This is a genomic window from Bacillus sp. FJAT-27986 (assembly GCF_001685035.1).
Taxonomy (GTDB): Bacteria; Bacillota; Bacilli; order Bacillales; family Pradoshiaceae; genus Pradoshia.
On sequence record NZ_MAYV01000012.1, the window covers coordinates 108028 to 121610 of the forward strand.

At 36.2% G+C, this 13583-nt stretch carries 11 protein-coding genes, 1 tRNA gene and 1 riboswitch; of the genes, 6 read left to right on the top strand and 6 right to left on the bottom strand.

The window, feature by feature from the left end; genetic code table 11:
* Window positions 1-159 precede the first annotated feature (159 nt).
* The 5 genes from A8L44_RS06910 to A8L44_RS06930 form a co-directional block, all read right to left on the bottom strand.
* Complete coding sequence (locus A8L44_RS06910) at window positions 160-651, bottom strand: hypothetical protein (RefSeq protein WP_066103548.1); 492 nt, start codon at window positions 649-651, stop codon at window positions 160-162.
* Window positions 652-657: 6 nt separating this feature from the next.
* A complete protein-coding gene (locus tag A8L44_RS06915; RefSeq protein ID WP_066103550.1) occupies window positions 658-1074 on the bottom strand; it encodes a hypothetical protein in 417 nt (138 codons plus the stop codon).
* A gap of 222 nt (window positions 1075-1296) precedes the next feature.
* Window positions 1297-1896: a DUF6944 family repetitive protein gene (locus tag A8L44_RS06920; protein WP_066103552.1), complete on the bottom strand. Its 600-nt coding sequence runs from the start codon at window positions 1894-1896 to the stop codon at window positions 1297-1299.
* A gap of 374 nt (window positions 1897-2270) precedes the next feature.
* Window positions 2271-2344: transfer RNA gene (locus tag A8L44_RS06925), tRNA-Arg, on the bottom strand.
* 146 nt (window positions 2345-2490) lie between these two features.
* Complete coding sequence (locus tag A8L44_RS06930) at window positions 2491-2979, bottom strand: hypothetical protein (RefSeq protein WP_066103554.1); 489 nt, start codon at window positions 2977-2979, stop codon at window positions 2491-2493.
* An 818-nt stretch (window positions 2980-3797) separates the two neighbouring features.
* On the opposite strand from A8L44_RS06930, the gene A8L44_RS06935 reads away from it, so the two are divergent.
* Together A8L44_RS06935 and A8L44_RS06940 are read left to right on the top strand one after the other, a co-directional pair.
* Entirely contained in the window at window positions 3798-5105 is a 1308-nt protein-coding gene (locus A8L44_RS06935; RefSeq protein WP_066103556.1) for a hemolysin family protein, read from the top strand.
* Window positions 5106-5178: 73 nt separating this feature from the next.
* Complete coding sequence (locus tag A8L44_RS06940; RefSeq protein ID WP_066103558.1) at window positions 5179-6240, top strand: hemolysin family protein; 1062 nt, start codon at window positions 5179-5181, stop codon at window positions 6238-6240.
* Between the two features lie 78 nt (window positions 6241-6318).
* Here the strand turns inward: A8L44_RS06940 and A8L44_RS18885 are convergent, their stop codons facing one another.
* Entirely contained in the window at window positions 6319-6462 is a 144-nt protein-coding gene (locus A8L44_RS18885; RefSeq protein WP_175354252.1) for a hypothetical protein, read from the bottom strand.
* A gap of 315 nt (window positions 6463-6777) precedes the next feature.
* Between A8L44_RS18885 and A8L44_RS06945 the strand changes: the two genes are divergently transcribed.
* The 4 genes from A8L44_RS06945 to A8L44_RS06960 all read left to right on the top strand — a co-directional run bounded on the left by A8L44_RS06945 (window position 6778) and on the right by A8L44_RS06960 (window position 13198).
* Window positions 6778-8940 (top strand): DNA topoisomerase III, encoded by a 2163-nt coding sequence (locus tag A8L44_RS06945; protein WP_066104290.1) that lies wholly within the window; start codon window positions 6778-6780, stop codon window positions 8938-8940.
* Window positions 8941-9030: 90 nt separating this feature from the next.
* Window positions 9031-9957, top strand: a complete 927-nt coding sequence (locus tag A8L44_RS06950) for a manganese-dependent inorganic pyrophosphatase (protein WP_066103560.1) — start codon at window positions 9031-9033, stop codon at window positions 9955-9957.
* A gap of 379 nt (window positions 9958-10336) precedes the next feature.
* Window positions 10337-10792: a YueI family protein gene (locus tag A8L44_RS06955; RefSeq protein WP_066103561.1), complete on the top strand. Its 456-nt coding sequence runs from the start codon at window positions 10337-10339 to the stop codon at window positions 10790-10792.
* Between the two features lie 165 nt (window positions 10793-10957).
* Window positions 10958-13198 (top strand): DEAD/DEAH box helicase, encoded by a 2241-nt coding sequence (locus A8L44_RS06960; protein ID WP_066103563.1) that lies wholly within the window; start codon window positions 10958-10960, stop codon window positions 13196-13198.
* A gap of 86 nt (window positions 13199-13284) precedes the next feature.
* Window positions 13285-13466: riboswitch (cobalamin riboswitch) on the top strand.
* Window positions 13467-13583: the final 117 nt, after the last annotated feature.

The following is a 13583-nucleotide window of genomic DNA, read 5'->3' on the forward strand; positions in this document are numbered from 1 at the left end:
TACAGACTATTAATTGCAATTTACTCACAACTATGCTCAAAAACATGTGGAGCTTATTGTATGGTACTATCTGAAATTATAAAGATAAGTATATAGCTGATTCGATTGTGAGGATATAGGATATATCCCATTGAGATAAAGAAACGTGTGGAAATACATTTAATTATATCTAGCATATAAAAAATTTTGTATATGACTAACTTCATTTTTTAATGAATTAACTAACGAAAATAAAGCATTCACATCATTTTGCAATAGGGTAATCTGGTTCTCGATTTTTTTAAATTGTTTGTTTTGTTCTTCCCTATATGTTTGCTCATTCTTTTCATTTAATTCTGATTGTTTTATATCCAGAAAAGTACCGCCAATAGATACTAAATCACCAATTGTTATAGTACTTGCTCCAATTAATGCAAGGATAAAACCTAAGTTGGATTCATTGGCCTGGTCAGGGGGGGGAGAAGAATCTGCCGTATTTTCTAATTGCTCTTCTTCTTCAATTCCCTCAACTTCGCTTGCCTCAAAGCTGATGCCGAGAACTGTAAGAAGGTTACCTATTGTGACAATCATTTGGCCAAATAAATCAACCTTATCTCCAAATTCAACAGGCAAAGATTCGATAAATTGATTTTCTGAGTCCTTTTTAATCAACTCTAATCACCTACTTGATTGTAGCCTGATTTTCTCCATAACTTTTAATGTAGTTTGATTTAAATCCTCTTGAATTCTTTTTAATGATGAAAAATCTTTCTCAAGTTCTATTTCATTTAATTCAAATAAATGATCCATACTATCAGTGTTAAATACGTTGTTTAGGCAATTTAGAATCCCTTGGAAGGATGATACTAGTTGAGTATGTTCAATGACTAAAAATGAGGGAGGAATTGTATTTTCTAAACAAAGAACGCTAGTCTGTGCAACATTTACTGCATTTTTTAAATCTATATAGTATTGTTCTGGGTTTATGATTAAACCATTATCAGCAAACTGTGGATAGATTTTATTTGATATATAGACTAAGTTACCGCCGGCTAATTGAAGAGCATGCCCATATTGTTTTATAGTGTTTGCCATATCTTTTCCCCTTTGATCTATAAAGTAAGTTAAAACAATATATGCCCAAAGATTAAAGAAGTTCCAAGAGTATATAATCTGGATGCCATTGTGATTACAGATGTCTTTTTTCAAATGATTAATATATGAATTGTAATATTCCACCAAATAAAAAAGGAGTTCCAATAAATCGTCAACATGACTTTTTGGAACGCCTCTATTTATAAAGAAATGCAATTTTATCTATTTATAGTATACAACTGAATTAACGGTTTGAAATTTGGAAAGATCCGACTCACTTATTGTTTGAGCGATTGCTTGGATGATAGCACCAATAGCTTGTATCCAGCTGCCTATGGAATTGAATTGCTGTCTCTTAAGACTGGTTGATGGTAAAAATCCCGCTATTACTAACATATTAATCCCAATGGTTTGTAACAAACCTCCGAATGCATTATATAGATTAGCAAGTTTAGTGATTCTTTCCAATGAATACATAAAAGACAAAACCGTGCCCAATGCTTGTCCTTCATTTCCTATATTGAATACGGTTTGTTGTGCATTTGAATCACTAAATGGAAGGATATAACCGGCCACTTCCGCAGACAAGCCGCCCGCCTGAATTATATTACCAACTTTATTTAGTGTCAGGACGCTCTCAGTGTCAACCAGGACTGTCGTAGCCGCAAGCTGAAGATTGTAACCAATTAAATTGATATCAGATGAGGCCTTATTATCGAGTGATATAGGAGGTGTATTCCCAATAGCAGTTACAATTCTGCCAAACGCGCCTACCCACATTGCACCTGTTGTAATCTGTGTTTTGGTTTCTATTTGAATCACCAACTTAATTTGTGGTTTTAGTCATACACCATCGTATTCAAATATGTAAATTTATGTTCTGCTAAATTAAATAACGAAAAATTCATGCAGCATGGTCCTATTTCCAGAATTTCTTCAAGAAGGATGTAAATAAAAGTGATGAATATGAACTTTGTTTTTTATAATAGCGAGAAATTTGAAGGAAATGTACCTACTTATATATGTAAGCATAAAAGTAATAAGTTGGGGGGCTGCCCGACCAACCGACATTGGGACACCACTAGAAATATTTCAAAATGTATAATCTCATCTATTGTTTTCGGCAGATTATCGGCAAACGTTAGACAGCTACTTTACACACAAAAAAAAGCCTTGATAAATCAAGGCTTTTCGTACGTCCCAGAGAGGATTCGAACCTCCGACCTACAGTTTAGGAAACTGTTGCTCTATCCTGCTGAGCTACTGGGACTTATGTAAGATACTTTATAATTATAATAATTTTATTACTAAAGGTCAACTTTATAAACCAATTAATATTCTAAATTAATAAATATGGTTTTGTTTATTACGGAAAATGTTATAGGGTGTTAAATTCCATATCACTGAAATCTCGATCTATTTCAGTGATTCCTTTACCATAATAAGACCCTTTTCTTTCATTAAACATTCCAGTGCTGTTTTAAAGGTTGAGAATGCATGTAGTGAATTGGTAAAAGGTAATTGGGAAGAGACTAAGTCTTTTACAAATTCTGGTGATAATCCTACAACAAGGACTTGTATTCCCATCACTTTTAAGGAGGATATTAAGTTTCCTATATTCTCACCCATCAGTTCTAAATTATCACAATCTTTTAGAACGAAACCGGAAAAATCAAGTACAATGGAATCGATTTCTGAGTTGTTTACATAATTTAATATGATTTGAATAACCTGATCAAAGTAGGCTACTGAAACATCAAAAGTTAAAGGAACAAGTAAGGTGTCGGGTATGATGGAAGCAATCATCGGGACTGAAACTTTACGGTCCTTAGCTTCCAACTCCCTGACTTTCTCGGTTAAATCATTTATTTGCTTAAGAAGTAATTCTTTTTCGTTAGTCTCCATCTTCAACCTCGCTTATATAAAATATATACATTGACTTCAGGTATATTATTGTTTAATTCGGTAGTAACACAAGTAAATCCTTTATTTTTAAAAAAACTTCGAAATTAAACCGACTGATAAGAATACTATATATAAGGGTGGATTGTTTAGACCTAGAGTTTACATCTACACAGTATAAAAATATTTTTAGAGTACTGCTAAAGATTCTGTAGAGTTATATATTTGCATTTACGTATACAAAAAACTATAAACCCAATAATAATTTTGAAATGGATATTTTTATAGGATTATCTAAATTATAAACAAATAAAGGTTTATTGCCTTTTTATTAGGATTGTTTAGTACTCAAAGGATGTTATTTTAATAAAATATGTGAAAGTTTTTTGAACTTTTAGATGAGGTTTATTATATTTATAAGTGGTTTCATTTTATATTATCATTAGTTTTATGTTATAGTTTTTTCTAACTATATTATTCAAGGAGGCTTACTTGATAGAAGGTGAAAGGCTTAGAATGATAATCCAATGCAACAGACTCCTTTTAAAGATGTTTTTCAATAGAGAAGGATCTTCCGCTTAACTCTTCTTGAATCGTGTCCTACCATGGTAAGGAAGGATAACGATTAATTTCTACTTTTAATTATATTTTCACCCAATTTGAGAGCATATAACATTCTCGGTTTGGTCTTTTGCATGCAGAAGAGTATTTAGAGATTATAAGGATGTAACCAAAACTAATAACAAAACGTAAAAAACTATGAAACTAGTAAAAATTTTTAAAAATAATTTGGAGGTGAATCCCTCTTAAGAGGGAAATAATTGGACATAACCACGATAATCAATCTTGTTTTACTTGTAGTACTAATAGGAGCCTCAGGGTTCTTTGTAGCATCTGAGTTTGCGGTAGTAAAAATTCGGATGTCCCGTATTGATCAATTAATTTCAGAAGGAAACAAAAAAGCAGTGCTTGCGAAAAAAGTAGCAAGTGACCTTGATTACTATCTTTCTGCCTGTCAGCTTGGTATTACCGTAACCACTTTAGGACTTGGTGCACTGGGTAAACCAGCGGTGGAAGGCCTATTGTATCCTTTGTTTAATCTTTTTAATGTGTCTGATGCTGTTGCATCAGCATCGTCCTATGCGATTGCATTTATACTGGTTACTTTCTTGCATGTTGTAGTGGGGGAAATGGCACCAAAAACGCTTGCGATCCAATTTGCCGAAAAACTCACACTAATGCTTGCGCCGCCTTTATATTGGTTTGGCAGAGTGCTGTCACCATTCATTAAAGCTTTGAATGGGACATCGAGAGTCATTCTTCGTGCATTTGGAGTCAAACCTGCTGGACATGAAGAGGCATATTCTGAGGAAGAACTAAAGATTATTATGACTCAAAGCTTTCAGGGCGGGGAAATTGATCAAACGGAATTGGAATACATGGAAAACGTGTTTTCATTTGATGAACGTGTTGCCAAGGATATTATGGTTCCAAGAACTGAATTGGTTACGCTCGATTTGAATATGAATTATGACGAAATCGTGAGTATTATTGATGAACATAACTACACACGTTATCCGGTTGTTGAAGATGGGGATAAAGACAAGATTGTCGGTGTAGTAAATGTGAAAAAAATGCTGACTCATATTGCTGCCAAAAGAGAACGTAAACTTGAAGAATTTGTTAGAGACTTGCCTTATGTTCTTGAAGCAACCCATATACAGGATGCACTGTTGAAAATGCAACAGGAACGGGTACATATGGCTTTAGTCATTGATGAATACGGAGGCACTTCAGGAATTCTTACGATGGAAGATGTTCTGGAAGAAATTGTGGGAGAAATCCGCGATGAGTTTGACGCTGATGAAGTGGCCGATATCCGTAAAGTCGGAGAAAACCAATATATGATTAATGGACGAGTCCTTTTGAGTGAGATGGAGGAACTGTTTGGTTTAGAGTTTGAGGACAGTGAAGATATAGATACAGTTGGAGGCTGGATTCAATATCAAAAAATTGATACTGTTCAAAATGGAGACTCATTGGAGCATGGTAAGCATCTATGGGCTGTAAAGGAAATGGATAACCACCAAATTAAACAAGTATTGTTTACTCAAAATGTCAAGAAATAATCAAATGAAAATATTGGAACAACAAATTTTTTTACTATTCTTGGAGGTGAATCCCCCTTTTTGGGGGAAATAATTGGACGGATCAATCGCTTTAAATTTATTTTTAGTAGCTATATTTATTGGGCTTACTGCATTCTTTGTTGGTGCTGAATTTGCCATTTTGAAGGTAAGGATGTCCAGAATTGAACAATTGATATCTGAAGGCAACAAAAAGGCGGTTCTTGCCAAAAAAGTTGCAGAAAATCTAGACTATTACCTGTCAGCATGTCAGTTGGGTATTACGGTTACAGGATTAATATTAGGTGCGTTGGGGGAACCAACAGTCGAAAAAATGCTCCATCCCGTATTTGATGAATGGGGGATCTCAGATTCAGTATCTACTGTCCTGTCCTATGTAATTGCTCTTACGATCGTCACGTTCTTGCATGTTGTTATAGGTGAACTTGCTCCTAAAACATTGGCGATCCAATTTGCAGAAAGATTATCCTTGCTTTTATCGCCGCCGCTATATTGGTTCGGAAGAGTAACAAAACCTTTTATTAATGCATTAAATGGTTCTGCGCAATTTATCCTTCGAATCTTTGGTGTACAGCCTGCTGGACATGATACAGTCCATTCGGAAGAAGAATTGAAACTAATTGTCACTCAAAGTTATGAGAGCGGAGAGATAAATCAAACTGAGCTGGCTTATCTAGAGAACATTTTTGCATTTGATGAACGTATTTTAAAAGATATTATGATTCCAAGAAATCAAATTGTCACTTTGGATAAGCAAATGTCTCTTGAAGAAATTCTTGAAACGCTTGATCGCTATGAATATACTCGCTATCCTGTTACGGAAAATAGCGATAAAGATCTTCTGGTTGGATTTATTAACACAAAAGAAATGCTGACAAATATAGCAGCAGGGCGTGAAAGACCGATTCAGGATTTTATTCATGATATGCCGCGTTTGAAATCAACTACTCATATCAAGGATGTATTATTAAAAATGCAGCAGAGTCGGGTGCACATGGCTATCGTTGTAGATGAAAAAGGCACTATAGCCGGCTTGGTCACGATGGAAGACATTTTAGAAGAAATTGTCGGAGAAATTAAAGATGAATACAATGGAGATGAACTGCCTGCAACTTAATGGCAAGTTCGTTCAATAGTATGTAGAAGGAGGAGGCTGTCCGTTGAGTCGTTTGTAAGACTTTTCGGAGCCTCTTTTTTATGCATTTAAATAGTGGAATACTGCTTGTTTTAAGTAATTATACTGAGAGTCATTGGTGTCCGAAGACCATTTAGAGCTTGATTTTAAAGACCATGAGTTAAGCAATGCCTTCTTTATTTGAGGAAGATGCTCAGTCTCCATACAAATACCTCCTTTATTTAATCTGATCTATTAGTAATGTCCTCAAAACTTTTATCTATAAAATAGCCTAAATTTCGGTAAAAAGTTAATAGTAAATAAGTTACGAAGATATATATGCTTTTTAAATATACTCTAATCAATTAAAGTTATCCATCAATTACCAGTTTAAACTTTTCAGAAACCTTGTAGTAAAATAGAAGTATCTTTAAAAAAATAATAAAAATGATACTATTAGCAAGTGGACTTTTTTAATTAGATTCTTAAGCTAAAGTAATGAACAAATTTTCATAGAAGGAGTTTGACCTGAAAATGGGAATCCCATTGATTATTGCGGAGAAACCGGATCAAGGAGTTACACTGGCATCTCCATTCTCTTTCAAAAAAAGGGACGGGTATTTAGAGATTGCTCCTAATGAAGTATTTCCGGAAGGGGCATTATGTTCATGGGCCATCGGACATTTAACCGAATTATCCTCACCGGAGAAATATAAACCGGAGTGGAAAAGATGGGCTATTGCCACATTGCCAATAATCCCTGATAAATTTACATATGAAGTAACAAAATCAAAAACGAAGCAATTTAACATTATCAAGCAATTATTGAAGCGACCAGATGTCGAATCAATTATTCATGCAGGTGATGCTGGGAGGGAGGGTGAATTAATCGTACGCAATATTATTGCGGTGAGCGGCGTTCGTAAACCGATGAAGCGTTTATGGATCTCTTCTTTAACGAAAAAATCCATATTAGAAGGATTTAACAGCCTCCGTGACAGCCAGGAAACCATACCTCTCTATCATGAAGCCTATACAAGATCGTGTGCAGATTGGCTTGTTGGCATGAATGCATCAAGAGCCTATTCCTTGCTGCTTAAACAAAAAGGGATGAATGATGTATTCTCTGCAGGAAGAGTACAGACACCTACACTAGCTTTAATAGTGAAACGGGAATTGGAGATTGAAAAATTTGAATCTAAGCCATTTTGGGAAGTCATTGCTACGTTTGATATAAATGGGCAGACTTATGAAGGAAAATGGGAAAAGGATCAGGAGTCCAGACTGGATAAGCAGGAGATGGCTCAAAATATTGCAGCTTTTTGTAAAAATAAAGATGCGAAAATTATAGAAATGAAGACGGAGCGTAAAGAATTCCAGCCGCCCTTATTATTTAATTTATCGGCCTTACAGGCAACCGCCAATAAAATGTATAAGTACTCACCAAAACAAACGCTGGATATCACGCAAAAACTGTATCAAAAGGGAATTGTCTCTTATCCGCGGAGTGATTCAAACTACGTGACTAAAGGAGAGGCGGAAACATTCCCGGAGATCCTATCGAAACTTGCTCAGTTCGAGGAATATAAATCATTCATACCCGTTCCAAACGAATCCATTATCAATAACTCTAGGTTTGTTAATGAAAAGAAAGTATCGGATCACTATGCGATTATTCCTACTGAACAGGTGACGAATCCAGCCAAGCTTTCAGGAGAAGAAAGGAATATCTATGATTTAATTGTGCGTCGTTTGATTGCTGCTCACTATGAATCAGCCATATTTGACTATACAACCCTCATAACATTAGTTGATGGAAGAGCAGAGTTCATTTCAAAAGGAAAGCAGCAAATACGAGAAGGCTGGCGACAAATTATTTTCCAGCAAGAAAAGGATGAAGATACCATCCTTCCGAATGTCCAAAAAGATGATGAAGGTAAAGTGAAAAGCGTTAAAGTAAAAGAAGGAAAAACGCAACCGCCTAAACGATATACCGAGGGACAATTAATTACGTTAATGAAAACGGCCGGTAAGCATCTTGATAATGAAGAACTCGAAAAAGTGCTAATGAAATCAGAAGGACTGGGAACGGAGGCAACAAGAGCGGGAATTATTACGATGCTGAAGGATAGAAAATATATAGATGTTAAAAAGAATCAAGTATTTGCGACTGATAAAGCGAAAGTGTTGATCAGAGCGATAGGCGACGAGATATTGGCTTCACCTGAAATGACAGCTAAATGGGAGCAGCGCTTGGCCGAAATCGGGCAAGGGAAAGCATCAGCTGCTCAATTTATGGAGCAGACAAAGAAATTAACGGGGAAGATTATTGAGGATGCTGTAAAAGGCTTTGAAACCTGGGATTTTACAGGATTAAAGGTTGAAACGATTGAACGTACCTCTTCTAAGTTTACAACAGGGAAAAAGGTAGGCGCCTGTCCGCTGTGTAAAGGGGATATAGTCGATAAGGGTGAATTTTATGGATGTGCGAATTATAAGCAAAACCAGTGTAAATTTACATTTTCGAAAAAAATCCTTGGAAAAAAGATTTCCCAAACCAATATGCAGAAATTATTAAAAGATGGGAAAACCAATGTCATAAAAGGGTTTAAAAAAGGAGAAAAATCATTTGACGCGGCGATTGAATGGAAGGACGGTAAAATTAATTTCCTGTTTTCAAATGAAATTGCTCCAAAAACTTAAAAATTTTTGTGCATTCAGGTATAATGGTCGAAGAAGTTTCCATTTGCGCTGGTAAATGGAGTACATATTATATTAAGGGAGTTTTTGTAAATGAGTAAAGTATTGATTTTTGGACATAAAAATCCAGATACTGACACAATTTGTTCAGCAATCGCTTATGCTGAATTAAAAAAAGAGTTGGGTGTTGAAGCAGAACCGATTCGACTTGGTGCGATTAATGGTGAAACACAATATGCACTTGATACATTTAAAGTGGCAGCTCCCCGTTTGGTTGAGAAGGTTGCGGAAGAAACACAGGAAGTTATTCTTGTAGACCACAATGAAAGACAGCAAAGTGCGGATGATATCGATCAGGTTCGAGTATTAGAGGTTATTGATCACCACCGTATTGCAAATTTCGAAACAGCTGATCCATTGTATTACCGTGCTGAGCCGGTTGGATGTACAGCAACCATTTTAAATAAGCTATACAAAGAAAACGGAATTCAAATCAAAAAAGAAGTAGCTGGCTTAATGTTATCCGCTATTATTTCTGATTCTTTATTATTTAAATCTCCAACTTGCACGGAGCAAGATGTTGCTGCTGCAAAAGAATTGGCTGAAATAGCTGGTGTTAATGCAGAAGAATACGGATTGGAAATGTTAAAAGCTGGAGCAGATTTAAGCAAGAAAACTATTGCAGAATTAATTTCTTTGGATGCTAAAGAGTTCTCCATGGGCACATCAAAAGTGGAAATTGCACAAGTGAATGCAGTTGATACAAACGATGTAATGGCGAAGCAAGCTGAACTCGAAGCAGCTATGCAGGCAGCTATTAATGAAAAGGGTCTGGATTTATTTCTATTAGTTGTAACAGATATCCTAACAAATGATTCTGTTGCCCTTGCTATTGGTGATAAAGCTGCAGCTGTTGAAAAAGCTTTCCATGTAACATTGGTAAATAATACAGCTGTTCTAAAAGGGGTTGTTTCCCGTAAGAAACAGGTAGTTCCAGCATTAACAGAAGCATTATCGTAAATTTTACTTGCAAAATTTCTGGCATGATGTTATATTAATATATGCGATGAGCTGAATTGTGTAAGTCGAGCACATACCTTATGGTACACACTATGTGGAGTGTGGTGACTCGCCTCAATTTTTTCGAACAAGGCACCTGTTTTTAACAGGTGCCTTTTTATATATTCATATCCAGAGTGTCGATTGGACATATCAATAATGGTACACAAATAGCGAGCTTTAAAATACATAATGCAGGCAGATCAATCAAAAAATAGTAAAGATAATAATCAGGTTTTCCGAATAGGAAATCGTTGAGAAGGCATTTAACCAAACTAATACATAAGCTCAAGTTAAGAACGATTTACATATGTTAATTAGTATTCAAGGAGGAAATAAAATGAATAAGAAAACAGTAGATGATTACTTACAGGAAGGGATACATGGCGTTAAAGAAATAAAGCCTGCTGAACGGAAAGAATTTCTTGGGAGCTTACGTGAACGTGTGGTTGTCGCATTAACACAGGCTCAGGTTTTTCAAAAACAAATCCCACATGGATTTATTGACCTATTGAAAAAAAATAAGGGCGCTAAGCTTTATTTAAATGGCCACATTAATTATTCCCATCTATCGAAATTCGTTAAAGCAGCAGATGAACATGGGATTCAATTTAAAATCGTGACCAATAAAGACTATAATTCACCTAATGGTTTGGTATTGGCCTATGATCATGCAATTAATAACGATAACATTACATTAGAAGAACCGGCACAGGAAGAAACTAATACTGAGGAGACAGAAAAAAAGACAGGTTTTTTTGAATCACTTAAGCAACTCTTTACAAAAAAATCATAAACAAAATGTCATAACTGTGCACCCCTTAATACGAGAAACAATACGGTGTCTGGATGCATGTTTCGGTTAGGTGAGTATGTGCCATCGACTATTCTAGTTTTAGTTTGTATGGTATAGTTATCAAATTAGAGATAATTTAGGTTTATGATTTGAGGGGCACAAAGAATGAATTCAACACAAGAGTATATTGAAGAATGGCAGGAAGCACTTGAAGAAGAGATTCAGTATTTAAAAAAATATGGAAGTACCCGCTATCACCTGATGAATGGCAATAAGATTATGTCAGGTGATTCTTTTACGTACTATTTTGAGTCATCCAGTATTTTGCGTATACCTGTTGGAACGATTGCTAAGCTGGAATGGGGCGGGAGTCGGTTTGATGCCAGAATCCTATCCTCTGAGGGCAATAGTTTGCTTCTGTCTCTTGAACAATCAATAGGTGAATTGATTGAAGAGGCTACGATTTATCATGACCCATGGGAACTTTTAGATCAGCTGATTGAAAGACTGGATGATATCAGGAAAAGTAAGCGGAAAAGAAGTCGGGTTAAACGGATCATGGAGCCTTCCATGCCTGATAAACGAACGGACAAAACAAGTAAAAGCGCGGTACGCGAATTATATGCCAGATCAAAATATAACCCGGTCACATATGTTTGGGGACCGCCTGGTACAGGAAAAACGTATACTTTAGCACGAACGGCAGCCAATAAATATTTTAAAAAGAAACGTATATTAGTTCTCTCTCACAGTAATCAGGCTGTGGATGTCCTGCTTGCCGAAATTACGGCATTTGTTAAACGAGCGGATCGTTTTCATGAAGGAGATATTTTACGTTACGGCTCTCAAACTGGTGAGGGTCTTCTGATGCATGGGGATATATTGCCGGCTAAATTATTGGAAAGTCATGATGGACATTTAGTGAAGGAAAGGGATTCGATTAATGAAGAAAAGAAACTGCTAAAAAAAGATCTGTCTCTGTCTTTTAGCGTACGTGACTCGGAGCAGCTTCTTGACCTTGAAAAAAAACTGGGCAGAATCTTAGAGAAAATAAGGCAAAAAGAAATTCATTTAGTCAAAAATGCCTTCATTGTTGGGACTACCTTGGCGAAAGCAGCAATGGACCCGAGTATTTTTGAACAAGAGTATGATCTAGTTATCATTGATGAAGCCAGTATGGCCTTTATCCCGCAAATTGCCTTTGCCGGCGCACTTGCCAAGCGTTGTATTATTTGTGGGGATTTTAAGCAATTACCTCCTATTGCGGTTTCGAGGGGAGAGCTTGTAGACCGCTGGCTGAAGGAGGACATCTTCCATCGTGCCGGTGTTGCTGATATTGCACGTGGGGGAAAACTTCATACTCATTTGTTTTTATTAAAGGAACAGAGGAGAATGCATCCGGATATCTCCGCTTTTACGAACCAATATGTTTATAATTCACTGGTTGGCGATCATCCAAGTGTTCATATAAATAAAAAAGATATCGTTTCAAAGACACCTTTTGTAGATCGTGCTTCCGTACTGTTAAATACGAGCTTCACAGGGGAACACTGCTTTACGGGCACTTCCTCTGGTTCTAGAATGAATTTGATGAATCTATTGTTATCCTTTCAGGTTATTCATGAAGCCTACAGCAATGGGAGTAAATCAATCGGTTATGCAACCCCTTATCGTGCGCAGGCACAATTGATGGAAACATTAATTAAAGATCTATATGAGGAAGAGAACGGCCTGCATGATATATTGGCTGCCACTGTCCATCGTTTCCAGGGAAGTGAACGGGAAGTAATGGTATTTGATAGTGTAGATAGTTATCCGCAAAATCGGGCAGGGATGCTTTTAACGGGCAGGGAAAGTGAACGGCTGTTAAATGTTGCAATTACCAGAACAAAAGGGAAACTGATTCATGTCAGCGATGTGGAGTTTATAGAATCAAAAGTTTCGCATACAAAAACTCTTCATCAGCTCGTTCAATATCAAATGAAACGGAATCAAATGGTCAATATGGATCAAATAGGCAAATGGATTGCCAACCATCATCCAAAATTACAATGGATTTATGCAAGAAATTTGGAAGGGTTCTATCAAGATTTAAAAAAAGCCCAATCTTCCATTATCCTTTCCTTGCCAAATTCCAGTGTGTTATCATCGGATTTTGTTCAAAGAGTGAAGACGAGGAACTCAAGAACAAGACTGATGATGTATTCTCCAGATTCCCATTCCTATTTGGATCCGGATATCCATCTTCAGAATGGGCCAAGCTTCACATTTGTCATCCTTGACCAAAAAGTATTGTGGTTGGGGGTTCCTCTTGAAGCCAATAAACGTGTTCATCCGCCATACATTGGAATTCGATTGGAATCCGAAGCATTTATCAATCAATTTCTCCAGCAATTGCCTAAATAAATTGTCGGAATTTTAGTTGCTATTTTCACATATAAGATTTATAATTCTATATGTTGTTATCATTTTATATCTAAAATACTATATATTGATTTTAACGTGTTTAAGGTGTCGTATTACGACTTAATAGGGAATCCGGTTAAAATCCGGAACTGTACCCGCAACTGTAAATGCTGATGAAATAAGTAAACCACTGTAGAGAAATCTATGGGAAGGACTTAGAGTAAAGCGAAGCATGAGTCAGGAGACCTGCCTTTTTCACTGGTTTGCCTTTATCGGGAGCAATGAGGGTGGAACGGATGAAATAGCAATATTGAACAGTTCAATCTTGTTATTATTTCTTTTCCCATTGCTTATTTTTAGGCAATGGGATTTTTTGCGTGGAGGG

Coding starts and splice junctions, on each gene's coding strand:
- A8L44_RS06930 (WP_066103554.1), bottom strand. CDS start 2,979: ATGGAGACTAACGAAAAAGAATTACTTCTTAAGCAAATAAATGATTTA.
- A8L44_RS06950 (WP_066103560.1), top strand. CDS start 9,031: ATGAGTAAAGTATTGATTTTTGGACATAAAAATCCAGATACTGACACA.
- A8L44_RS06960 (WP_066103563.1), top strand. CDS start 10,958: ATGAATTCAACACAAGAGTATATTGAAGAATGGCAGGAAGCACTTGAA.
- A8L44_RS06915 (WP_066103550.1), bottom strand. CDS start 1,074: ATGGCAAACACTATAAAACAATATGGGCATGCTCTTCAATTAGCCGGC.
- A8L44_RS18885 (WP_175354252.1), bottom strand. CDS start 6,462: ATGGAGACTGAGCATCTTCCTCAAATAAAGAAGGCATTGCTTAACTCA.
- A8L44_RS06955 (WP_066103561.1), top strand. CDS start 10,337: ATGAATAAGAAAACAGTAGATGATTACTTACAGGAAGGGATACATGGC.